This window comes from Chryseobacterium sp. NG-CE01, assembly GCF_055695505.1.
Genome location: NZ_CM146369.1, coordinates 769,145 through 793,094, shown reverse-complemented (window position 1 = coordinate 793,094; position 23,950 = coordinate 769,145). Strand labels below are relative to the sequence as shown.

At 37.2% G+C, this 23,950-nt stretch carries 24 protein-coding genes; 14 read left to right on the top strand and 10 right to left on the bottom strand.

Translation table 11 applies throughout. The features are described 5' to 3' along the window. Positions 1–30: 30 nt before the first annotated feature. A complete protein-coding gene (locus ACYT6F_RS03910; RefSeq protein WP_472599961.1) occupies positions 31–1,317 on the bottom strand; it encodes an N-acetylmuramoyl-L-alanine amidase family protein in 1,287 nt (428 codons plus the stop codon). Between the two features lie 66 nt (positions 1,318–1,383). Between ACYT6F_RS03910 and ACYT6F_RS03905 the strand changes: the two genes are divergently transcribed. The 3 genes from ACYT6F_RS03905 to ACYT6F_RS03895 all read left to right on the top strand — a co-directional run bounded on the left by ACYT6F_RS03905 (position 1,384) and on the right by ACYT6F_RS03895 (position 4,873). Next, positions 1,384–3,972: a putative LPS assembly protein LptD gene (locus ACYT6F_RS03905; protein WP_472599960.1), complete on the top strand. Its 2,589-nt coding sequence runs from the start codon at positions 1,384–1,386 to the stop codon at positions 3,970–3,972. A gap of 68 nt (positions 3,973–4,040) precedes the next feature. Continuing rightward, positions 4,041–4,421: a RidA family protein gene (locus ACYT6F_RS03900; protein WP_374458624.1), complete on the top strand. Its 381-nt coding sequence runs from the start codon at positions 4,041–4,043 to the stop codon at positions 4,419–4,421. Then, positions 4,421–4,873, top strand: coding sequence for a hypothetical protein (locus tag ACYT6F_RS03895; RefSeq protein ID WP_169231350.1), 453 nt, complete (start codon positions 4,421–4,423; stop codon positions 4,871–4,873). The genes ACYT6F_RS03900 and ACYT6F_RS03895 overlap by 1 nt, the downstream gene beginning before the upstream one ends. A 46-nt stretch (positions 4,874–4,919) precedes the next feature. On the opposite strand, the gene ACYT6F_RS03890 is transcribed toward ACYT6F_RS03895, so the two are convergent. After that, entirely contained in the window at positions 4,920–6,452 is a 1,533-nt protein-coding gene (locus tag ACYT6F_RS03890) for a trypsin-like peptidase domain-containing protein (protein ID WP_472599959.1), read from the bottom strand. Positions 6,453–6,811: 359 nt separating this feature from the next. On the opposite strand from ACYT6F_RS03890, the gene trhO reads away from it, so the two are divergent. Both trhO and ACYT6F_RS03880 read left to right on the top strand, forming a co-directional pair. Continuing rightward, positions 6,812–8,176, top strand: a complete 1,365-nt coding sequence (gene trhO / locus ACYT6F_RS03885; RefSeq protein WP_472599958.1) for an oxygen-dependent tRNA uridine(34) hydroxylase TrhO — start codon at positions 6,812–6,814, stop codon at positions 8,174–8,176. Between the two features lie 101 nt (positions 8,177–8,277). After that, positions 8,278–8,856, top strand: a complete 579-nt coding sequence (locus ACYT6F_RS03880) for a 5-formyltetrahydrofolate cyclo-ligase (protein WP_472599957.1) — start codon at positions 8,278–8,280, stop codon at positions 8,854–8,856. On the opposite strand, the gene ACYT6F_RS03875 is transcribed toward ACYT6F_RS03880, so the two are convergent. Together ACYT6F_RS03875 and ACYT6F_RS03870 are read right to left on the bottom strand one after the other, a co-directional pair. Then, the gene (locus ACYT6F_RS03875) at positions 8,802–9,386 is read right to left on the bottom strand and encodes a hypothetical protein (RefSeq protein ID WP_472599956.1); all 585 of its coding nucleotides are present in this window, start codon (positions 9,384–9,386) and stop codon (positions 8,802–8,804) included. The genes ACYT6F_RS03880 and ACYT6F_RS03875 overlap by 55 nt on opposite strands. Further along, a complete protein-coding gene (locus tag ACYT6F_RS03870; protein WP_472599955.1) occupies positions 9,370–10,533 on the bottom strand; it encodes a hypothetical protein in 1,164 nt (387 codons plus the stop codon). The genes ACYT6F_RS03875 and ACYT6F_RS03870 overlap by 17 nt, the downstream gene beginning before the upstream one ends. Before the next feature lie 184 nt (positions 10,534–10,717). Between ACYT6F_RS03870 and ACYT6F_RS03865 the strand changes: the two genes are divergently transcribed. Beyond that, entirely contained in the window at positions 10,718–10,972 is a 255-nt protein-coding gene (locus ACYT6F_RS03865) for a hypothetical protein (protein WP_472599954.1), read from the top strand. Positions 10,973–11,052: 80 nt separating this feature from the next. Here ACYT6F_RS03865 and ACYT6F_RS03860 read toward each other — a convergent pair whose 3' ends face one another. Both ACYT6F_RS03860 and ACYT6F_RS03855 read right to left on the bottom strand, forming a co-directional pair. Then, positions 11,053–11,817 (bottom strand): TrmH family RNA methyltransferase, encoded by a 765-nt coding sequence (locus ACYT6F_RS03860; RefSeq protein WP_472599953.1) that lies wholly within the window; start codon positions 11,815–11,817, stop codon positions 11,053–11,055. 101 nt (positions 11,818–11,918) lie between these two features. Next, positions 11,919–13,427, bottom strand: coding sequence for a DNA recombination protein RmuC (locus tag ACYT6F_RS03855; protein ID WP_472599952.1), 1,509 nt, complete (start codon positions 13,425–13,427; stop codon positions 11,919–11,921). Between the two features lie 170 nt (positions 13,428–13,597). On the opposite strand from ACYT6F_RS03855, the gene ACYT6F_RS03850 reads away from it, so the two are divergent. Beyond that, complete coding sequence (locus tag ACYT6F_RS03850; protein WP_472599951.1) at positions 13,598–14,257, top strand: SGNH/GDSL hydrolase family protein; 660 nt, start codon at positions 13,598–13,600, stop codon at positions 14,255–14,257. 32 nt (positions 14,258–14,289) lie between these two features. On the opposite strand, the gene ACYT6F_RS03845 is transcribed toward ACYT6F_RS03850, so the two are convergent. The 4 genes from ACYT6F_RS03845 to ACYT6F_RS03830 form a co-directional block, all read right to left on the bottom strand. Further along, positions 14,290–14,880 (bottom strand): hypothetical protein, encoded by a 591-nt coding sequence (locus tag ACYT6F_RS03845; RefSeq protein ID WP_472599950.1) that lies wholly within the window; start codon positions 14,878–14,880, stop codon positions 14,290–14,292. 4 nt (positions 14,881–14,884) lie between these two features. Continuing rightward, positions 14,885–15,397 (bottom strand): YciI family protein, encoded by a 513-nt coding sequence (locus ACYT6F_RS03840; RefSeq protein ID WP_472599949.1) that lies wholly within the window; start codon positions 15,395–15,397, stop codon positions 14,885–14,887. A gap of 5 nt (positions 15,398–15,402) precedes the next feature. Continuing rightward, a complete protein-coding gene (gene pncB, locus ACYT6F_RS03835; RefSeq protein WP_472599948.1) occupies positions 15,403–16,581 on the bottom strand; it encodes a nicotinate phosphoribosyltransferase in 1,179 nt (392 codons plus the stop codon). 87 nt (positions 16,582–16,668) lie between these two features. After that, positions 16,669–17,145: a Dps family protein gene (locus ACYT6F_RS03830; RefSeq protein WP_472599947.1), complete on the bottom strand. Its 477-nt coding sequence runs from the start codon at positions 17,143–17,145 to the stop codon at positions 16,669–16,671. A gap of 106 nt (positions 17,146–17,251) precedes the next feature. On the opposite strand from ACYT6F_RS03830, the gene ACYT6F_RS03825 reads away from it, so the two are divergent. The 7 genes from ACYT6F_RS03825 to ACYT6F_RS03795 all read left to right on the top strand — a co-directional run bounded on the left by ACYT6F_RS03825 (position 17,252) and on the right by ACYT6F_RS03795 (position 23,944). Then, positions 17,252–18,847, top strand: coding sequence for a hypothetical protein (locus ACYT6F_RS03825; RefSeq protein WP_472599946.1), 1,596 nt, complete (start codon positions 17,252–17,254; stop codon positions 18,845–18,847). 103 nt (positions 18,848–18,950) lie between these two features. After that, complete coding sequence (gene rpsL, locus ACYT6F_RS03820; protein WP_027381287.1) at positions 18,951–19,364, top strand: 30S ribosomal protein S12; 414 nt, start codon at positions 18,951–18,953, stop codon at positions 19,362–19,364. Between the two features lie 22 nt (positions 19,365–19,386). Further along, on the top strand, positions 19,387–19,863 hold the full coding sequence (rpsG, locus tag ACYT6F_RS03815) for a 30S ribosomal protein S7 (RefSeq protein ID WP_169231334.1): 477 nt from the start codon (positions 19,387–19,389) through the stop codon (positions 19,861–19,863). A gap of 6 nt (positions 19,864–19,869) precedes the next feature. After that, positions 19,870–21,987, top strand: coding sequence for an elongation factor G (gene fusA / locus ACYT6F_RS03810; RefSeq protein WP_248390145.1), 2,118 nt, complete (start codon positions 19,870–19,872; stop codon positions 21,985–21,987). Between the two features lie 17 nt (positions 21,988–22,004). Next, positions 22,005–22,310: a 30S ribosomal protein S10 gene (gene rpsJ / locus ACYT6F_RS03805; protein ID WP_002661363.1), complete on the top strand. Its 306-nt coding sequence runs from the start codon at positions 22,005–22,007 to the stop codon at positions 22,308–22,310. 218 nt (positions 22,311–22,528) lie between these two features. Next, a complete protein-coding gene (locus tag ACYT6F_RS03800) occupies positions 22,529–23,356 on the top strand; it encodes a GLPGLI family protein (RefSeq protein WP_472599945.1) in 828 nt (275 codons plus the stop codon). An 84-nt stretch (positions 23,357–23,440) separates the two neighbouring features. Beyond that, positions 23,441–23,944: a low affinity iron permease family protein gene (locus tag ACYT6F_RS03795; protein ID WP_472599944.1), complete on the top strand. Its 504-nt coding sequence runs from the start codon at positions 23,441–23,443 to the stop codon at positions 23,942–23,944. Positions 23,945–23,950: the final 6 nt, after the last annotated feature.

Below are 23,950 nucleotides of genomic sequence, written 5' to 3'. Positions count from 1 at the left end.
TTAACTTTTTAACTTCAAAATTATATTGCTTTATTTAGCTACTTTTTGAATGACCGTATTCTTAATGCCTTTGGCTTCAAGATCTTTCTGAAGTTTTACCGCATCTTCCAGGGTTTGTACTTTTCCGTAAGTATAATAGAAAACACCGCTTTCCTTGTTTCTCTCTACATCTTTCAGGGTCTGAAGAATGAATGAATTTCCGTTCAGTTTATCTCCGGTGTAGACTTCAATAGTGTAATAGCCGCTGTTTAGTTTCTGGTTCGGCATAAAACCTACTGCATATGCATTGCGGAATCCTGCATCTTTAGCTGTTTTAATGTTGATGTCTCTCACAGAAGCCAGATTGGTCACGCCGTAATAATATTTGTACTGTCCGTTTTCTTTAATAGGAAGGATATAATTTAATCCTTTCAGGGCAGGGTCCCCATCATTATATTTTGTAGGAGAACTTAGCAGTAAAATTCTGAAATCGTTTTTCAGGGCAACTTCCACTGGTTTTTCCGGCTCCGGTTTTTTCGTAGACGCAACATATCCTGATTTACGGTCGACGGCTTTTTTATAATCAATAACTGCTTTATAAATACTCTCTGCAATTTCATCCTGGCCTTTCTCGGAAGCCAGGTAATGGCTTTCTTCCGGATGGTTGATGAATCCTGTTTCGATCAGTACCGAAGGCATCGCATTCATACGGAGAACGTGCAGGTTTTTCTGGAAAACACCGCGGGAACTTCTCTTGTCTTTATTCACAAAATTATTTTCCACCAGCCCTCCCAGGAGAAGGCTCGATTCAAGATACTTACTTTGCTGGAGCTTTAGGGCAATTAAAGATTCCGGGGAACTTGCATCATAAGAACCAAAGGTCTGTTTATCTTTTTCATCCAGGAAGATCACATCATTTTCCCTTTTGGCAACTTCCAGGTTCGTATCGTTCTGGTCCGGTCCCTGTACAAAAGTTTCGGTTCCGTAAGCCGTTGGCTTTTTTGACGAATTACAGTGAATGGAAATAAAAAGATCGGCTTTGCTTCGGTTGGCAAGATTGGTTCTGTCTGATAGAGAAGGATATTCGTCTATTTTTCTTGTGTAAATTACCTTGAAATCTTTGTTTTTTTCAAGCATTGCTCCTACTTTTAAAGTAATGGCAAGAGTAATATCTTTTTCAGCAATTCTGCCTATATCATCATAGGTTCTGTTGGCTCCGTGATCATTTCCCCCATGTCCTGCATCCAGAACAATGGTGAATTTCTTTTGTGAAAAAATAAAGTTGACCGAAAGAAGAAGGAGAAATGATAAAATTATTTTAAAATTTACGTTGTGCATCCTACAGTTTTAAAAATTATATTAATTTTGAGCCTTAATTGTATATAAATAAATATAACAAATAAATTGGCCAAAACCGTCTCCAAAAATATATTACAAATTTTAATTATCCTAATTTTTAACAGTTTTTTAGCACAGCAAGGTCCTGAAAAATTGACTAAGAATACGGTTAATGACACTATCCCCAAGCAAGATACGATCGTTCTGAAAAAAGAACCCCTGGAAAGTGTTCTACAGACTAAAGCAGACTATAACCGCAGGGATTTTCAGAAAAAAATGATTTATCTGAATAAAAATGCTCAGGTAAAATACCAGGATGTTCAGATCGATGCAGATTATATTTCCATCGATGAGGGCAAAAGCCTTATGTATGCACGCGGAAAGCAGGATTCTTTAGGAAGATACATAGAACCTGCTGTAATCACACAGGCAGGGAAGAAGTATGAAACAGACGAATTTCAGTACAACACAAAAACGAAAAAAGCCGTTGCATTTAATGCCAGAACCGAAGAAAATGAAGGTGTAATTGTCGCTGAGAAAACAAAAAAGTACAACGATTCCGTTTTCGCTATGAGACGGGCAAACTATACAACCGACGACTATTTTATTAAAAAGAAAGATACCGCAGCAGATTATCATTTGCGGGCATCAAATATAAAACTGGTTAAAACCAAAAACAAATCTTCTATTATCTCCGGACCAATCCAGATGTATATCGAGCAGGTTCCGACGCCGCTTATCATGCCTTTTGCTATTTTGCCTTTTTCGGATAAAAGATCGGCAGGTATCCTGATTCCCAGTTTCGGGGAAAGACAGGATGTAGGGTTTTTCCTGAATGGGATAGGATATTATCAGCCCATCGGAGAACATTTTGACCTTAAAGTTCTTGCTGATATCTATACAAAAGGAAGCTGGAACTTACGCCCGGAAATGAATTACGTTAAAAAGTACCGTTATTCAGGGAATTTCTCGGCAGATATAGGAACAGCAGTGCGAGGAATCAAAGGGCTGGACGATTACGGAAAAACAAGTACCTACAGAATCGCCTGGAGACATACGCAGGATGCGAAATCAAATCCGTTTCTTAATTTTTCTGCATCTGTGGACATTGTAAGTACGAAGTTTTACAACAATACCCTGAACAATAATTATATTTTAAATCAGAACGTATTAAATACCCAGCAAAACTCAACGGTAACTGTTACCAAGAGATTTTTGAGACTGCCGGCAACCATTACGGCAACAGCATCTTATTCCCAGAACTTTGCTACCGGACTGGCAGATCTCCGTCTTCCGCAGATGAACGTAGCGATCAATCAGTTTTATCTCTTCGGATCTAAAACCGGAACAAGAACCGGTTTGCTTGAGAATATTACTGTAAATACAGGGCTTAACCTTACCAACTTCGTACAGACCAATGAAGGAGAGCTTTTTACTGCGGCGATGTGGGATAAAATGCAGACCGGCCTTAAAAATAATATTGCTTTGGGAACCAATACTACAATTGCTAAATATTTCACTTTCAGTTTAGGAGCAAATATTGATAACGCCCTAACGACCAAAACTATTAAAAAATATTACGATCCTATAGCCAATAAACCTGTAACAGCCACTGATAAAGGAATCGCGGGATATTCTACGTTTTCGACCACGGCAAGTATTCAGACGACCTTATACGGACAGGCAAACTTCAAGAAAGGCTCTGCCATTGAAGCCATCAGGCACATGATTACACCGAGTGTCGGATTTACCTATTCTCCTGATTTCGGCGGTGCAGGTTTCGGATATTACAAAAATTATTATGATGCCAACGGAGCTTTAACGCCTTATTCTATCTTTGAAGGAGGGATTGTAGGAACGCCGAGCAGCGGAATGGTTGGTGCACTAGGATTCAATATCGGAAATAATGTTGAAATGAAGGTGAGATCTAAAAAAGACTCTACGGGAGTAAAAAAAGTAAAACTTTTTGAATCTTTAAACCTGGCAGGAAATTACAATTTTGCTGCAAAAGATCACCCTTTTTCCATCATTACGATCAATGGGCAGTCTTCGTTCTTTGATAATAAATTAAGCGTAAACACAAGTTTATCATTAGATCCCTATAAAATCATTTATCTTCCTGGTCAGGATGTGGGAATCAGAACGGAAGAACTGGGAGGTTTCAGTGTACAGGGATTCAATGTACAGCTTTCTTATCCTTTAAGCAGCGAAATATTCGGGGAGAAAACAGATTATTCCAAAAAATATCAGTCGAAAGGTGAGGTGAGAAACGAAAATTATTATTTTGATGACGATAATTATGCTCATTTTGACCAGGCCTGGACCCTGAATGTAAATGCCAATTATGCCTACACCAAAAGCTACGCTTCAAGAACTCCTACCAGGCTGGCTTCGGTAGGTCTTGATGGCAGCATTAAGCTCACTCCGTTCTGGAATATCAATGCAAGTACACATTATGATATGGTGACCAAGCAATTGGCTTATACGAGAATCGGTTTTGCCAGAGATCAGCGAAGTTTTACCATTAATTTCAACTGGGTCCCTTTCGGGCAGTATAAGGTGTATGATTTCTTTATCGGTATCAAAGCCAATATCTTAAGTGATGCCCTGAAATACAAAGACAGAAGTTTTACACAGCCGAATGCACCATTTTAGCATTAGATTTGATATTTGATTATAGAAATAGAATATAAATTTTATATTTGCACCCAAAATAAATTCTAATGAAAAAAATAATCAACACTGTAAATGCTCCTGCAGCAATCGGGCCTTATTCGCAGGCCAATATGGCAAACGGGGTTTTGTATATTTCGGGTCAGATTCCTGTAGATCCTGCAACAGGTAAATTGGTGGAAGGGATTGAAAAAGAAACACATCAGGTAATGAAAAATCTGGAAGCTATTCTTACGGAAGCAGGAATGACATTTAAGAATGTTGTTAAGGCAACGATCTTTCTTAAAAATATGGATGATTTTGCAGTAATGAATGATATTTATGCATCGTACCTTGATGCAGAAAGCTTCCCGGCCCGTGAAACAGTACAGGTTTCATGCCTGCCGAAAAATGTGGATATCGAAATTTCTATGATCGCTCATCAGGATTAATGAACTTTATAAGAAATACAATTGCGGTTATTGTAGGCCTTGGAATTGCCGGGCTCATCATTACTCTTGGTATAAGAGTGTTTCCGCAATGGGTTACTTTCGAAGCTTTTGCTCCGTTTGAGCACTGGCAGAGATTTCTTCAAAGCATGCAGAATGATGATGCATTTTTTGGCTTTCTTTTGTTTATTTCAGGACTGGGAACAACAGTGGGAGGAGTTGCTACTGCAATGATCGTTAAATATGCCAAGGTGGCTTATGCAATACTTATTGGCTTTATCATGCTATTTCTGGCTATGCTGGATGTTATTGTTTTTCCTTATCATCCTACCTTTTATAAAATTTCTATTTTCCTGACGTTCTTCCCGTTTTCCTGGATAGGCGGAAAGATTGTAGAAATTATTTATGAACGCAAAAACAAAAAAAGAATCTCCGAAAAGGTAAATCAATCATAAAAAAACGCTGCCATTGGCAGCGTTTTTAGATATATGCTAAATGATATTAAGGCATTTTAAATCCTCTTGTATAAATCTGTCCGTAAGCATCCACAAATTTTACCGATACATTTCCTGAGTATTTATCAAGAATCTTTTCTACATCTTTCTGTGAATTTACAGGCTTCCCGTTGATCTCGATAACAATATAATTGTCTACGATTCCTATTTTGGCAATTTCACTTCCTTCTGTTACATTTTTAGCAACCACACCGCTGTTCAATCCGTAGTCTGTTTTGAATCTTTCGCTTAGAGGATCGAATTCGGCGCCGATTTTTTCAGTAACGCTCAAATCAGCTTTTGTTCTCGTTGAGGTTCCGCCTTTCTGGTCTTTCAGAGTTACAGTAGTAGTGTTTTCTTTACCGTTTCTTAAATAGGTTACGGCTACTTTATCACCCGGACGTTTGCTTCCGATAGCAATCGATAGATCTGCAAAATCAGTTACTGCCGTATTATCAATTTTTGTGATAACGTCACCTACTTTTAATCCTGCATCTTCAGCGCCGCTGTTATCTCCGAAACCGGTTACATACACTCCGGAACCAGCTTTGATATTGGACTTCTTCTCCTTGTTATAAGCAGCCACCTGCATATCGTTGGATAAATCTAAAGATTGTACTCCAAGGAAACCTCTCTGTACAATACCGAATTTCTTAATATCTTCGACAATTTTTCTGGCTAAATTAGAAGGAACTGCAAATCCGTATCCCTGGTAATAACCTGTGGTAGATTGAATGGCTGAGTTAATACCGATAAGTTCACCATTTGTATTTACTAAAGCACCTCCTGAGTTTCCGGGATTGATCGCTGCGTCAGTCTGGATAAAGCTTTCGATCGGATTGGCCGCTTTACCTTGTGAGCTTAAAATTCCGATACCTCTTCCTTTTGCAGAAACAATTCCTGCTGTAACCGTAGAGTTCAAACCAAGCGGATTTCCTACGGCAAGTACCCATTGGCCAACTTCAATATTATCTGAATTTGCAAAGTTCAGGTATGGAAGTCCTTTTTCTTCGATTTTCAGCAAGGAAATATCGGTGTTCGGGTCAGTGCCAACCAATGTTGCGATATAAGATTTTTTGTTGCTTAAAACCACTTCCAGTTTATTAGCTCCTGCCACAACGTGATTGTTTGAAATGATATAACCGTCGGGAGAAATGATTACCCCAGAACCCATTCCGGAAGGCATGTTGTCCGGAACCTGCTGTTGTTGTCGTTGTCTTTGCTGGCCTCTTCCTCCAAAAGGGTCCCCGAAAAAGAAATCAAAAAGATCCTGTTCGGAAGCGCGGTTTGCAGATCGGGATTGATAATTTTTAATCGTAACAACGGCAGGAACAGTCGTCTTTGCTGCTTTCACGAAATCATCGCCTACAGCAGAAGAATTCATCCCTGCAAACGTTACATCAGAAGCAGATTTCGTAAAGTACGACTGGTCTGCACTGTTGGAGTCGTGATTAAAATATTGTAATGTTCCAACGGTAGTAGCTCCTGAGATCACTCCTACTACGGCAAATGGTAATAGTTTTTTTAAAGTACTCTTCATTATATATCTTTCTTATTTAATTATTAAACAGACTTTTTCGTTTTATTGTAAACAAATTTAATGCTAAATAGGTATGCACTTGTTATCCGTTGTTTCAATTTTAACTAAAATTTAACAGCAATTGTAATAATTTATATAACATCCCGTAAATTTAAAATTGTAATTAACGAACCTTAAAAAAATCTTAATGACATTCTGACATATTGATGTCGTATTGTCATAAAGTTAAATAATCTCTGCACTTAAGTAACACCAAAAGAATACCAATATTACCATCGGAACCTGACAAATGTTATATTTTTCCATCTTTGAAAAATAATTATCTTTGCAAAAATTTTCTCACTTAAAACGTTTATAGCATGCAACTGTACAACACCTTAAGCGCAGAAGAAAGAGCTCGACTTATAGATGAGGCCGGAAAAGAGCGCCTTACATTATCTTTCTATGCGTATGCCAAAATTGAAGACCCTAAAAAATTCCGTGACGATTTATTTATAGCCTGGGATGCTCTTGATGCGCTGGGCCGTATTTATGTTGCTCATGAAGGAATCAATGCTCAGATGAGCGTTCCGGCGGACAATTTCGAGGCATTTCGCGAGACGCTTGAAGTCTATGATTTCATGAGAGGTATTCGTCTGAATGTGGCGGTGGAGCAGGATAACCATTCATTTTTAAAACTAACCATCAAAGTCAGAAACAAAATCGTAGCAGATGGTCTGAACGATGAAACTTTTGATGTTACCAATAAAGGCGTTCATTTAAAAGCAAAAGAATTTAATAGTTTGCTTGAAGATCCGAACACGATTGTCGTAGATTTCAGAAATCATTACGAAAGTGAAGTAGGACATTTTGAAGGGGCCATTACGCCTGATGTGGAAAACTTCAGGGAAAGTCTGCCGATCATTAATGAACAATTACAGGATTTTAAAGAAGATAAAAACCTTTTAATGTACTGTACCGGAGGAATCCGTTGCGAAAAGGCAAGCGCATATTTCAAACACCAGGGCTTTAAGAATGTTTTCCAGCTTGAAGGTGGAATTATTGAATATACCCGCCAGATCAAAGAAGAAGGAATCCAGAGTAAGTTTATCGGTAAAAACTTCGTATTCGATCACCGATTAGGAGAAAGAATTACCGACGATATTATTGCACAATGCCACCAGTGCGGAAAACCTTGTGACAATCATACCAATTGTGCAAACGATGCCTGTCATCTGCTGTTTATCCAGTGTGACGAATGTAAAGCGGCAATGGAAAACTGCTGTTCAACAGAATGCCAGGAAGTCATTCATTTGCCTTGGGAAGAGCAGGTGAAACTGCGAAAAGGTCTGCAGGTGGGAAATAAGGTCTTCAGAAAAGGGAAATCCGAAGCTTTGAAATTCAAGAAATCAGGTGATTTGCCGGATAAGCCATTGGCAAAAGCAATAAAAGCCGAAACAAAAGATATTCGTCAGAAAATTAAAGTTAAAAAAACATTAATCGGGAAAGCAGAACATTATTATTCAAAATCTAAAATTGCTCAGTTTTTAATTGAAAATAATGGACTTTCTGTGGGAGATAAAGTATTGATTTCCGGACCTACAACAGGAGATCAGGAAGTAGTGATATCCAGTATTTTTGTTAACGGAAACTTCAGTGAAACGGCGAAAGAAGGAGATCAGATTACTTTTGAACTGCCCTTCAGAGTACGTTTATCGGATAAACTGTACAAGGTTTTAGATTGATAGATGTAAAATAACAGCAATTCCGCAGAAATTTTATCTGTGTAGTTTACAATTTTATAAATGGCGCTCCGTAGGAGCGCTATCTTTTTATACATTTGGCTATGAAAAAGTCTGAACTTAGAAAAAGATATTTAGAAATGCGAAAAGCCTTGTCCATTGATGAGGTTGCCTTGTTGTCAGAAAATATTTTTAAAAATTTCGTTGATTATTTTAAACCTTTTTCAGGTCAAAAAGTACATATTTTTATTCCGATTGAGAAATTTAAGGAAATTAATACGCAGATTTTCATAGATTACTTCTTAAGTCGGGATATCAGGATCTTTGTTCCAAAAATTGTCGATACAAAACTGATTTCTGTGGAAATATTTGCAGATTCAAAATTTGAACTTAATAATTGGGGAATTTCCGAGCCGGTTTCCGATGAAGATTCAGGAGTTTTGGATTTTGATTTTGTAATTACACCTCTTTTGTACTGCGACAGCCAGGGAAACAGAGTAGGCTATGGAAAGGGTTTCTACGATGGCTTTTTTGAAACACTTTCTGAAAAGACAAAAAAAATCGGAGTTAATTATTTTAACCCCGATGAAAATATCGATGATGTCTGGGAAAATGACATTCCCCTGGACTATCTGGTGACTCCTACCGAGGTACTGTCTTTCTTCAGTAATGGATTAGAATAAAAATTCAGGAAGAAAAACTTGAATTCTTTCTTCGTATTGGGTGTAGAAACAAGGATGTACTGCGCATTTTTCTCAAATGTCCCCAAAGATTTATTCTTATTGTCGAAATATTCTACACTGAATTTCGCAAAATCCAGCGTATCATTATTGTGCATGTCTTTATAGACTTCCAGGTTATTAACCTTCACTGCTTTTACCTTTAGGCTGTCCAGCTCATGGAAAAGATTTTTGAAGGTGAGACTGTCCGGCTTATGGAAATAACTCTGCATCTGTGAATAGATTACAGTGTCGATTTCCGTGTTTCTGTTTCCCGACAGATAAAGTGTCGACAGATCCAGGAGTTCCTGAACTTTCTGTTTCGTGATATAATTGATCGCCTGTGCGCTGTCCATCTGTACCGCAGGATAGGTTTTGGTATTGTTGCTGTTTCTTAGCTTATCCAGATCACTTATTTCTGTTTTCTTGTTGTTACAGGAAACAAATGCAAGAAGCCATACCGTAAAAATTAAAAAGTTATTTATTCTTTTCATCTGTTGCAATTTTAAATTTGATGGAGATGATCTTTCCGTTATTGTCTTTTTTCATTTCTATTACACTCAAATTCTTTAAAGAAGTCGTCGGTGTGGTGACCAGTGTAATATATTTCTGTTTGTCCAGTCTTTCTATTCCGTAGATATTGTTGTCATAGATCTGGTAGATAACAGCATTTTTGCTGATTAAGCTTTCCAGTTGGTTTCTTTTTCTCTTAAGCTCTTCAGGATCGCCGTTGGCGTCTTTAATAGAGAAATAATAAGCCGCCATTTTATAATCGTCAGGTTTCAGCTCTATAATTTCTTCATCGGGAGCATTTTCAAGACTCCTGTTAATTTCCAGATACTCATAGAACGGTGAGCTGATCTGCATTTTCAGGTTTTTATCCTTGGTCGAATAATAAAAACACTCTCCCGGTTTTATTTTATAGAGAATCGGCGATTCATTTTCTTTAATCACTTTTATTTCGAGTGTATTGACAACACCGACGCCTCGGTCGGCATCCGTAAAACAGTACTTATATGTTTGTGAAAAAAGAACATCTTTGAATCCTAAAAGACCGGTCAGAATAACCAGAACAGACGTTACAAGGGCCCAGACATTTTTTCTGATGAAATTTTTCTTAGGTTTTAGCTCGTTGGTTTTACTTACTGTTATTGTTTCTTCTGTTTTGTTAAGAGATTGATTTTCAGTAGTAGATTTTTGTAAATCGGCAATATTAGCTATTTTTTCAGGCTGTTTTTGTGCCGGATTTTCATGTGTCGGGAGATTAGGAGATCCCGAAACTGTTTTTTCCATTTCTGCAAGATCTTCATCGCTGATATCTTCGTCATCTTTTAATAATTCTCCGGCAAAAAGATGCTGCTTCTTGAATCCGTACCACGAGTCGTATCCTGCATAAATACTCAATAAATTGAGCATGTCAATTCTTGGTAATTTGGTAACGGGAGAATTTTTAAAATAGGTGTAAAAAGATTTTTCGCTGATGTTTCCTTTCGCTTTTTTGCGGAGGTCTTCCTGAAAATAAATGATATCGATTCCCTTCCATTTAGAAATATCATCATAGGAAGGGGTATGTTCTTTCAGATATTGAGCCTGTACATCCTTTTTCAGCTGCTCAAAGTGTAATAAATCTAAATCAGTCAATTTATTTTAAAATAATTAAATTATTGATTATCAGGTATATTTATTTGTAAAACTATTTTACAAAGGTATTACAATTATTTTTCTTAAACAAATTTTCTATCTGCTATACCTTTGTCTCGTTCAAATAACCGAACAGAGAAAAGATTTTATAAAACAATATTAACAAAATTAAATTTAATTTATTATGAAAAAGTCATTATTCGTAGCTGCTATCGCTGCTATCTCTCTAGTTGCTTGTAAAAAAACTGAAGCTAACTCTACTGAAAACGCTACAGATTCAGTAAACGCTACAGCTGATTCAGCTACTACAGCTATCGATTCTACAGCAGAAGCTACAGTAGATACAGTAAAAGCTAACGCTGATGCTGCTAAAGATTCAGTTAAAGCTGATGCTAACGTAGCTAAAGAAGAAGTAAAAGCTGACGCTGCTAAAAAATAATTAAAGCACGCTTTAAAATAAAAGAACCGCTCACCCAGTGATGCGGTTTTTTTATGCTTATAAAATAGACGGGATACAAATCAGCTTTTCTGTCTCAAAGTTTCATAACACGTAATTGCTACCGCATTACTCAGATTGAGTGAATCTATGCTTCCGGACATCGGAATAAGGATGTTTTGCCCTTTTCCAGACCAGAAATCACTAAGTCCCGAATGTTCGGTCCCGAAAATAACAGCTGATTTTTGTCTGAAATCCCTTAGGTAAAGATTCTGTGAACTTTCATCCATAATGGTAGTGTAAATGTTGTAGCCATTTCTGTTCAGAAATTCCAGGGTCTGCTCATTTTCTGCCTGAAAGACATTCATCCCGAAAAGACAGCCTACACTGGATCTTATGACATTGGGATTGTAAAAATCCGTTTTCCCATCGGAAACAATAAGTCCGTCAACACCGAAAGCTTCACAGCTCCTTAAAATGGCGCCCAGATTTCCGGGTTTCTCAACGCCTTCCACTACAATAATCGTAGAGTCTTCCTTAGGCTCAAAAGAAAACAGATCGGTTTCTTTTGTTTTGTATACTCCGATGATTCCTTCCGAACTTCCGCGGTAAGCGATCTTTTCATACACTTTATCACTTACAGAATGAATTTTACCTTTCGGTACTTCCTGCTGAAAGATATTTTCGCAGATGAAAAATTCTACGGGTTCAAAGCCGAATTTTTGGGCACGGTCATTTTCCTGCTGTCCTTCCACCGCAAAAACTTCCGACTTTTTACGAAACCTGTTGTCGGTAAGCAGTTTGGTGATGTATTTTACTTTTTCGTTCTGAAAGCTTTCTATTACCATGCTGCAAAATTATGTAAAATCTTTAAGATGTAAGGATGATCTTTAACAGCCTCAGGCTCCGGCCGAAGGCCGGAGCCTGAGGCTGTTAAAATTAAAAATATTTATTCCCCCGTAAGATCGAGGTATGCCTGGGAACTTTCGATAAGGCTCTGAGGAAGTTCTTTTTTGTTCTTTATGCCCAGTTGTTTCAGTTTCTGGGTTTGCAGTACCAGATTGTCGTTTCCTGTAGAAAGCTGTTTATAGGCTTCATTGTAAGTATTTTTGGCCATGTCAAGATTCTTTCCTACTTTTTCCAGATTATCTATAAAACCGACGAATTTATCGTACAGCCGGGCGCCGCGGTCTGCAATTTCCATAGAGTTCCGGTTTTGGTATTCACGTTTCCAGAGATCGGCAATCAGTTTTAAAGAAGTGATAAGATTGCTGGGATTGAGCAGTAAAATTCTTTTTTCGTACGCAAAATTCCATAGGTTTTGGTCTGCCTGCATAGCGGCGATATAAGCCGGTTCGCTGGGAATAAACATCATCACGAAATCAAGGGATTTTCCGTAATCGTCGTAGGCTTTCTGGCTCAGCTGGGCAATGTGATTTTTTATGGATGACAAATGCTGGTTCAGTTTGATGCGATATACATCCTGATCGGTTTCATCTACAAGCTCGGTAAAAGCAGTGAGAGAAACTTTAGAATCAATGATCACATTTCTTTCATCCGGATATTTTACGACCGCGTCGGGACGCATTTTCTTCCCCGAGAATTCCGAAAACAATGCTTTGTTGTCTTCATCTCTGAGCTCATGTTCCAGGAAATATTCCCTGCCTTTTACCAGTCCGGATTTTTCAAGGATGCTTTCCAGTATCATTTCTCCCCAGTTTCCCTGCGTTTTGCTTTCGCCCTTTAAAGCGCGGGTCAGTTTTTTGGCATCTTCGGAGATCTGCTGATTCAGTTCAGCAAGCTCTTTTACCTTTTCTGCCAGTGAAAAGCGCTCTTTGTTTTCCTTTTCGTAGGCTTCATTGACACGGTTTTTGAGGTCGGTAATTTTTTCCTGAAAAGGCTCAAGAATGGTTTTAAGATTATGTTGATTTAAAGTCGTGAATTTTTCCGCTTTTTCCTCTAAAATCTTATTCGCAAGATTCTCAAACTGCAGTTTGGATTCTTCCTGGATTTTCGTAATCTCCAGTTTTTGGGTTTCCAGCGACTTATGTAAGCTTTCATTCATGGCAGAAAGTTCAGAATTCTTGGCAAAAAGAGCCTGTTTTTCTGTCAGAAGATTTTCAATTTGAGAAGACTGCTTAAGGTGCACTTGTTTTTGCTCCAGAAACTGAGCATTCAGAGAAGTGTATTCTGCTGAAATTTTTGCAAACTCGTTTTTTAAATCATTCATCAGATCGCTTTGCTGCAGGTTCAGTTCTTTATCAGTAATGATATGCTGATTAAGCTCCTGAATTTTGAGATTGGCATTTTCAAGGTCAGAATTACTTTTAATGTACAGATTATTGAGTTCATCAAAAGATTTTCTTGAAATCATTGATGACTTTACGGCGAAATACTGAATGAGCGCCCCGATAAATCCGCCGACGATACATCCGATTATTAAATATGTGATCTCCATTTTTCAAAATTACAAAAAGGAAAGATGATTTCTTTTCCGGGAAACCGTAAGTTTTTAATTCAAAATAAAATTTTTAAATATAGTACGTAGTAAAGTTTAAGATCATTTCAAAACGTATATTTGTAAATATTATTCATTATTCTGTCATTTTAAATTTAAAACATTCTTTAATGAAATTCTTAAGTATTGCAGCCATTATGTTTTCAGCCGTATTGTCAGGGCAGGATTTTGCCAACTATGCTAAATATGAAAAGCAAAATCAGGAAGTCATGTCGCAAAATATAGCTCCCAACACTGTATTTATGGGAGATTCTATTACAGAAGGGTGGTTTTCTACAGATCCGTTGTTCTTTACAAAACATAATTTTGTGGGGAGGGGAATCAGTGGACAGGTAACTTCACAGATGCTTTTGAGATTCAGGCAGGATGTTATTAATTTGAAACCGAAACGGGTTATTATTCTTGCCGGAACGAATGATATTGCTGAAAATCAGGGTCCGATTTCGCTGGATAAAGTTTTTGGAAATATTGTTTCAATGGCAGAGCTTGCTAAAGCAAATAATATTAAAGTTGTACTATGTTCTGTTCTTCCTGCATATGATTTTGGATGGAGAAAGAATATGTATCCGGCGCAAAAGGTGATCGAGCTCAATACAATGATTGAGAGCTATGCAAAAAATCACAATATTCCTTACGTGGATTATCATTCCGCGATGAAAGATTCACGAAACGGACTGGATAAGATCTATACGGAAGATGAAATTCATCCTACTGCAAAAGGATATGAAAAGATGGAATCTATCCTTATGAAAAACTTAGGAATGAAGTAAAGTCAAGTATGTATTTTTGGAGGAAGCCAGAATCAATTTATTAAGAGAATAAATATAAGCACATTCAAAACAGTTGCGATAAACGTTGCTGTGAAAACTGCAAGATTATCCCTAGTTTTCCGTGTTATAGATTTTATGATCAGATAATTGATGATATAGACCGGGATAATCAGATAAAAATGAAATATTGCAAGGAATTCAAATTGGTATAAGCATAGTAAAAGAATGACAGAACTTGCAATCGTTGAAATCATAATTCCTAATATGCTAAATAGAATAGTGTCCGAATCGACTTTTAGATTTTCAACATTCTGGCTGATGTGATTATACTTCTGATGAATCATTAAGCGGATTTCTTTTTTAGTGTATATATCAGAATCAATCTGTCTAAGGCATTCCAGTTCAGGAGATTTATTCATATAATGCTGATGAATTTCCCGAATAATTCTATTTCTTTCATCCAATGTCTTTTTTTGATCTTCAACTTTTAACTGAAATTCTTCCAAAGAGCCTCTTTTTTTAATCTCTTCTAATAGCTCATTACTTGGCTTACCTTGGTAATCAATTTGATTTTTATATGACTCAATAAGATCTTGCTCTGAAAACTTAGTGTAAAATCCCATTTGATTACGGATTTTCTTTTGCAATTTCCTTATGATGCTTTAAATACATCGGCAACGCAGCCGATCCATACCACGGGAATATTTCATAACTGAAAACTCCGGCCATTACAGCAGGATCAGTTTTTACCCATTGTTCTGCTTCTTCTTTTGATTGAGTGTTGAAGATAAACATACCACGATAGTCTTCTTTATTTTTCTCTAAAAAAGGACCTGCAACAACAATTTTCCCTTCGTCGGAAAGTTTCCTGATATTGGCTAAATGTCCTTTCATTAATTCTCCCATTTTGGTTTTATCCTCAACTTTTGCAGAGCCGGTAGTGAGCATTACGATAACGTAAGGCTTCATACCATATTGATCAGCACTAAGCTTTGTGGCGAGTTCCTGGTTGAATGTAGTTGAGGAAGTTTTGTTTGAAGCGTTTTTTCCGGGTTTTCCCGGTTCACCGTCTTTCCCTCTTGTAATGACACAGGAAAGGAGAAAGGTGCACAGGAACAGTAGTAATAAAAGTTTTTTCATAGCGTTTAATTTTTTATTCTTAGAAATTCCTTAGCCAGTTCAATCATTTTAGGATCACCGGTATATTTTCCATGTTCGTCGGAAAGTTTTACGGTAGGGATCCATTCTTTGTTCGGAGCCTGAACACCTATTAATTTCATCACAATGTTCATAGGTTTTAAGCCTACATCATTAGTAAGATTGGTGCCAATTCCGAAAGATACCCCGATTTTTCCTTTGCAGTAGTTGGTGATTTCTTCCACTTTTTCAAGATTCAGCCCGTCGGAAAAAATGATATATTTAAATAAAGGATTAATGCCGTGTCTCTGATAATGAGCAATGGTTTTGTCTGTAAACTCAAGAGGATCTCCACTGTCATGGCGCACTCCATCAAAAAGCTTGGCGAATTTCTTATCAAACTGCCGGAAAAAAACATCCGTTGTGTACGTGTCTGAAAGCGCGACTCCGAGATCACCTCTGTATACATCTACCCAATGTTCCAGGGCAAGTTCGTTGGCCATTTTAAAGCCGTATTCTGCGGCGTGGAACATAAACCATTCGTGGGCATGTGTTCCGATGGGCTTAACTCCATATTTCATGGCAAAATGTACATTGGAACTCCCGATGAATGTTGAATTTTTATTCTGGGTCAATGCTTCCATTACCAGATTCTGCACTTTATGAGAATGTCTTCTCCTTGTTCCGAATTCAGCAAAATTAACTCCGAGTTTCTCCAAAGTGGCAGCTTTTTCTAATGTTCTGTTCATGATCACTTCATTAGAATCTCTTTCCATGTGGTTCATTTCATAATGAAGCTCACTGATTAAGGCTAACAAGGGCACTTCCCAAAGAATCGTCCTGTACCAAAGACCTTCCACGGTAACGGAAAGCTCTGTTCCTTCCTGGTGTATTCTTACTTCAGAAGGATCATAATGATATCCTTCCAGAAAATCAAGGTAAGGTAAATCGATATATGGACAGGTTCTCGCCATATATTTTTTTTCTTCTTTAGTAAGCTTTAGTTCCGCCATCTTATTAACTGCTTCCCGTAAAGCAATATCAAAACCGGCCGGAAACTGGTGTTTTCCCCTGTTGATAAACTCATATTTTACGATAGAACCTGGAAATAGTTTTACCACTGCATTCTGCATGGTAATTTTATAGAAATCATTGTCTAAAATGGAATTCAGTCGAACGTCGTGCATTTTTGTGTAATTTATACGCAAATATAATTAATAAAAATAAAATCACCTAAATGTAAGGTGATTTTTTTAATTATGGTGTGTAATTTATTATTTACCCAGATAAGAATTATACATCCAAACTTCTTTTTCCTGTTCAGTAATGTAGTCGCTCATTTGAGAATTGGTTCCTTCATCACCGGCCTGATCCGTAATGTCAAGAAGCTCTCTCTGCAGGTCGATCACTACCTTAAAAGAATTAAGAATGTTTTCTACACTTTTATTTGCATCGCTCACTTCCTGGCTTTCCTGTATGGTTGCCACCTTAAGATAGTCGGAATAATTATGGGCAGGTGTTGAGCCCAAGGTGAGTATTCTTTCTGCGATTTCGTCTATTTTCAATACCAGATTGTTGTACAATTCTTCAAATTTCGGGTGTAGGGTAAAAAACTGATCTCCTTTAATATTCCAGTGAGAGCCTCTGGTGTTCTGGTAAAATATTGAGTAATTGGCTAGAAGTACATTAAGCTTTTGTGCTATTTTCTGGCAGTCTTCTTCCTGCAGTCCTATAATATTAGCATTTTTCATATTGTAGATAGTTTATTTTTTACAATAAATTTAAGTAAATATCATGCCGGAATGCTAAAATCGTGATTGATGATACTTATCTTTGAAATTCTTAGAATTAATTTATATGATGGGCAATCCAAAGTTTGCTGTAAAAGGGTTTTTAATTTCTACTATTGTTTTTGCGGTGATAAGTGCAGGATATTTTCTTATTTCTGTCTCAAAAACGGACGGACAATATATTTATCCCATTGATGATGCCTATATTCATCTGGCAATAGCTAAGAATTTTGCGCTGTATGATATTTGGGGAGTTACCAAATACCAGTTTTCGTCAACTTCTTCATCGCCGCTTTTCACTTATGTTATCAGCACGCTAATCAAACTTTTCGGAAATGATCACTATCTTCCTCTGTATTTTAATGTTGTTTTCGGCTTTGCGATAATATATGTCCTGAGCCGGTATTTTTCAGAAATATTCAGTGACAATAAAAATATTGTTATTTCCATATTGTTTGCGTTATTTTTTTCAGTGTTGCATCTTCAGGTTTTGTCAGGTATGGAGCATGTTTTTCATGTTTTTTTATTGGTGTTGAACATATACTGTTTATCAACCCTTCAAAATAAATACTCACTTGCAGGATTTTACCTTTCATTATTGCTGATGGGAGTGGTGCGTTTCGAAAGTATGTTTTATTTTATTATTCTTGCCTTTGTGTTTGCATTGATTAAAAAATGGAGAGAAGCTCTTCTGGTGTTGCTAACAGGTTTTATCCCGATCATGCTGTTTTGTTGGTTTAATTATCAGCACGATGGATATTTATTCCCGAATTCCGTAATGGTAAAGGGGACAACATTGAGTCTGGATTCAAATTTACCGATTCATTTAAAAACAATTTTTTTGGATAACCTTTTATTCAATGTAAGTTTTTATAAAATAGGCTTTTTTCCTATTTTGCTAAGTGTGATTTTCGTTATGAGAGATTATAAAACGAAAAGTTTTCATGAGATCATCAGGAGCAATTTCCTGCTGATTGTAATCTCATTGCTGATGATTTGTCATTCAATGTTTGCAGATCTTAAAGGTTTGTTCAGGTATGAAGCTTATATTCTCACTGGCTTTTCAATGGCTCTTATTCCTAAGCTGAAGGGGCTTTTCGAAAATTTCAGAAGCTATATTAAAAGAGAGAAATTAATTGCGGGAATTGTATTGATAAATATTTTTCTACTGATGTATAAGTGTTCATTCGCTCATAAAATGCTGGAAAACGGCGGAAAGAATATATATGAACAGCAAATTCAGTCGGCAAAGTTTCTGCATACCTATTATAATGAATCAAAAATTGTGGCTAATGATATTGGAGCCATTACTTATTTTACGAATATTCATCTGTTGGATACCGCAGGCTTAGGTTCTGTAGAAACTATTAGGTTTAATAAAAATAAAAGATCCCCGGATGCTGAATTTGAAGATTTTCTGAGTCATTATACCATCAATAACCGGTATGATATTGCTGTTATTTACGATGCCTGGCTGCAAAACCATATTCCAAAAAACTGGAAAAAGGCTGCCGAACTGAAAATCCAAAACCCGATTGCCGTAGCAAGAGAAAAGGTCTCTATTTATGCTGTGGATCAAAATAACCTTACAAAACTTAAGGAAAATATCAGAAGCTTTAAATGGAACAGAAATGTTGAGGTTACAATCGTGGCCCAACCGTAAGTGTCTGTTAATTAAAATTTAAATAAAAATATTATTTCTATATAACTGCTTGTTAATTAAAAAAATATTATTATTTTTGCACCCTAAAATAAAAAGCAATTAAATGCCTACTATTCAACAATTAGTAAGAAAAGGAAGAGCCACGCTTGCCAAGAAGAGCAAATCGGCTGCCCTTGATTCTTGTCCACAAAGACGAGGTGTATGTACGAGAGTATATACTACCACTCCTAAGAAACCGAACTCTGCACTAAGAAAAGTTGCAAGGGTAAGACTTTCTAATGGTAAAGAAGTCAACGCCTACATCCCGGGCGAAGGACATAATCTTCAAGAGCACTCGATAGTATTGGTGAGAGGCGGAAGGGTGAAAGACCTACCGGGAGTACGTTACCACATCGTAAGAGGTGCTTTAGACACCGCTGGTGTAAATGGAAGAACACAGAGAAGATCAAAGTATGGAGCTAAGAGACCTAAACCAGGTCAGGCACCAGCTGCACCAGCTAAAGGAAAGAAAAAATAATCATTAAATAAGGAATAAGACAATGAGAAAGACGAAAGCTAAAAAAAGACCGTTGTTACCAGATCCGAAATTTAATGATCAGTTGGTAACTAGATTCGTAAACAACTTAATGCTTGACGGTAAAAAGTCAATCGCATTCAAAATTTTCTATGATGCGTTGGATATCGTAGAAACTAAAAAAGGAGATACTGAAAAAACAGCCCTTGAAATCTGGAAAGATGCATTAACAAATGTTATGCCTCACGTAGAAGTACGTTCCAGAAGAGTAGGTGGTGCTAACTTCCAGATCCCGATGCCAATCAGAGCAGATAGAAAAATTTCTATGGCAATGAAATGGTTAATCAAATATTCTAAAGCTAGAAATGATAAGTCTATGGCTTTGAAATTGGCTAATGAAGTAGTAGCTGCTGCAAGAGAAGAAGGTGCTGCTTTCAAAAAGAAAACTGATACTCACAAAATGGCGGAAGCAAACAAAGCTTTCTCACACTTCAAATTCTAATCTGAAATGGGAAGAGATCTTAAATTTACAAGAAATATTGGTATTGCTGCTCACATTGATGCAGGTAAGACGACCACTACAGAAAGGATTTTATTCTATACAGGTGTAAACCACAAAATTGGGGAGGTTCACGATGGTGCTTCTACAATGGACTGGATGGAACAGGAAGCAGAAAGAGGTATTACCATTACTTCTGCTGCAACTACTTGTAACTGGAATTTCCCAACAGATCAAGGTAAGAAATTACCTGAAACAATGCCTTACCACTTCAACATTATCGATACCCCGGGACACGTTGACTTCACAGTAGAAGTAAACAGATCTTTGAGAGTATTAGACGGTTTGGTATTCCTTTTCTCTGCCGTAGACGGTGTAGAGCCTCAGTCTGAAACAAACTGGAGACTTGCAGACAACTACAAAGTTGCGAGAATGGGATTCGTAAACAAAATGGACAGACAGGGTGCTGACTTCTTGAACGTTGTAAAACAAGTAAAAGAAATGTTAGGATCTAATGCAGTTCCAATCGTTTTGCCAATCGGTGCTGAAGAAGATTTCAAAGGAGTTGTAGACTTAATTAAAAACAGAGCGATCATCTGGGATGAAGCTGGACAGGGTGCTACTTATGAAGTAGTTCCAATTCCGGAAGATATGAAAGATGAAGTTCTTGAATATAGAGAGAAATTAGTAGAAGCGGTAGCTGATTATGATGAGACTTTGATGGAGAAATTCTTCGAAGATCCGGATTCAATTTCTGAAGAAGAAATCAACGAAGCGCTTAGAAAAGCTACTATCGACCTTTCTATTATCCCAATGACTTGTGGTTCTTCTTTCAAGAACAAAGGAGTACAGTTCATGCTTGATGCTGTTTGTAAATATCTTCCTTCTCCGTTGGATAAGGATAATATCAAAGGAACAGACCCAAGAACTGATGCTGATATTGAAAGAAAACCATCTGTAGATGAGCCTTTCGCTGCATTAGCTTTCAAAATTGCTACTGACCCGTTCGTAGGTAGATTAGCATTCTTCAGAGCTTATTCAGGAAGACTTGATGCAGGTTCTTATGTATTGAACACCCGTTCAAACAACAAAGAAAGAATCTCAAGAATCTATCAGATGCACGCAAACAAGCAGAATCCGGTTGAGTATATCGAGGCTGGAGATATTGGTGCAGCTGTAGGATTTAAAGATATTAAAACAGGAGATACGTTATCTGATGAAAAGAACCCAATCGTTCTTGAATCAATGATCTTCCCGGATCCGGTAATCGGTATCGCTGTTGAGCCTAAAACGAAAGCTGACCAGGATAAAATGGGTAACGCTTTAGCTAAATTAGCTGAAGAAGATCCTACTTTCCAGGTTAAAACTGACGAGGCTTCAGGACAAACAATCATCTCCGGTATGGGTGAGCTTCACTTGGATATCATCGTAGACCGTATGAGAAGAGAGTTCAAAGTAGAGGTTAACCAAGGTCAGCCGCAAGTAGAATACAAAGAAGCTCTTACACAAAAAGCTAACCACAGAGAAGTTTACAAAAAACAATCCGGAGGTAGAGGTAAGTTCGCAGATATCGTATTCGAAATCGGTCCTGCAGACGAAGGTAAAACAGGTCTTGAATTCATCAACGAAATTAAAGGAGGTAATATTCCTAGGGAATTTATTCCTGCTGTTGAGAAAGGATTCAAAGAATCAATGAAGAACGGTCCTTTGGCTGGTTTCGAAGTTGAGGCAATGAAGATTGTTCTTAAAGACGGATCTTTCCACGCGGTTGACTCCGATCAGCTTTCTTTCGAATTAGCTGCTAAAATGGGATTCAAAGAAGCGGGTAGAGCTGCTAAAGCAGTAATCATGGAACCTATCATGAAGCTTGAAGTAGTAACTCCTGAAGAATACATGGGGGACATCGTAGGTGACCTTAACAGAAGAAGAGGTACCGTAAACGGTATGGATGACAGAAATAACGCTAAAGTTATCAAAGCTTTCGTTCCGCTTTCTGAAATGTTTGGTTATGTAACTTCTCTTAGAACGTTATCTTCAGGTAGAGCAACATCTTCTATGGAATTCGAGAAATATGAAGCTGCTCCTAGTAACGTTGCTGAAGAAGTAATCGCTAAGGCTAAAGGTTAATATTAAATTAGATTAAAATGTCACAAAGAATCAGAATAAAACTTAAATCTTACGATTACAACTTGGTAGATAAATCTGCAGAGAAAATCGTAAAAACGGTAAAGGCTACAGGTGCTGTTGTAAACGGACCTATTCCATTGCCAACAAACAAGAGAATCTTCACCGTGTTGAGATCTCCACACGTAAACAAGAAAGCAAGAGAGCAGTTCCAGTTATCAGCTCACAAGAGATTGATGGATATATATTCTTCTTCTTCTAAAACAGTGGATGCTCTAATGAAATTAGAACTTCCTTCTGGTGTAGACGTAGAAATTAAAGTGTGATAAATATGCTGGAAGATGGAAGTCTGATGATGGAAATTTTCTGGTCCTCACAATTGAGTTTCCAAACGCTGAGCTTAGTCAAAGCGTGCTATGATAATAAATCCCTTTTCGAAAGAAGAGGGATTTTTTTATTTCATAAAAATAGCAGAAAAATATTTTAAATTTAGTATTATGTATTGCAAGGTTCTATTTAATGTGTATATTTGTAAAAAATTACTATGAAAAAATTACTACTTGTAATGATCTTGTTTAGCATATCATTTACAGCACAAACGCACCGATTTATTTATGAGTATCATTTTAAGACCGATTCCACAGCCGCTGAAAAAAGAAAAGTAAGTATGGTGTTGGATGTGAATCCGGAAGACGTTAAGTTCTACAACTATGATTTTGTGGTTACCGATTCCATTAATAAAACAAGAGGAGAAAATAATGTAATCTGGGATGATACTCCTGCGCTAACGAGAAAGAGAAACTCTACCATAAACTCAAATTATATCATGATTCAGAATATGTTCATGGTAGAAACTAACGATAAAATTGACTGGAATCTTGATAATGAAACCAAAACCATTGGCGGTTATAATGTACAGAAAGCGACTGCGAAGTTTGGAGGCAGAAACTGGACTGCCTGGTTCACAAAAGATATCAGCCTAAATGAAGGTCCGTATAAATTCAGAGGTCTGCCAGGAATGATCTTTGAAATTTACGATGACAAAGACAACTTTAAATTTTCTTTGGTAAAAAGCTATAAGCTTCCCAAGACGTACGAAACACTTGAAATCCTTGAAAAATTCGGTGGCCAGAATCCTATTAAAATTCCTGAATCCAGGCTTAAAAAGATGATGCTTGATTATTATAACGATCCGCTACACACCTTCAAAGAGCATTATAAAAACAATGCCAATCCCGGCGCACGTTTTATGGTGATGGGAGTGGAAGTAAGAAGTCCTGAACAGTTCAAAGAGCTGTCTGAAATGATGCAGAAGAATATTAAGAAAAGCAACAATCCTATAGAAATTAGTAAAGCGATAAAATATCAATAACTTTATACCAATTAACCAAAACCAGGACTCTGTTGTTTCGGCGGAGTTTTTGCTGCTTATTATACCGTAAAAAAATATAGCAATATGTCAAAGTCAGATCAAAGCATATTTGAAAGATTTTCAAATTGGGCAACAAAATTTACAGGAAGCTCTTACGCCTTTATAGGAGCAACAATTATAGTAATAGGATGGGCTGTTTTAGGGCCTGTTTTTAAATATTCGGAAACATGGCAGCTGGTCATCAATACCGGAACTACAATCATTACTTTTTTGATGGTATTTTTAATTCAGAAAGCACAGAATAAAGATTCAAAAGCAATTCAGATAAAGCTTAACGAGCTTATTGCTGCCAACGAGAAAGCCAGCAACCGAATTGTGGATATTGAAGATCTTACGGAAAAAGAACTCGATCAGTTGCACTGCTACTATGAAAAACTTGCAGATTTTGCTGAAGAGGACAATGATATTCATTCCTCACATTCTATTGACGCGGCTCAACGGAATCAGGATTATAAAGATAAGCTTTTCAGGAGAAAGCACGAAGAATGGCAGCATGAACAACAAAACAAAAATCCGTCTCACCACTGAGACGGA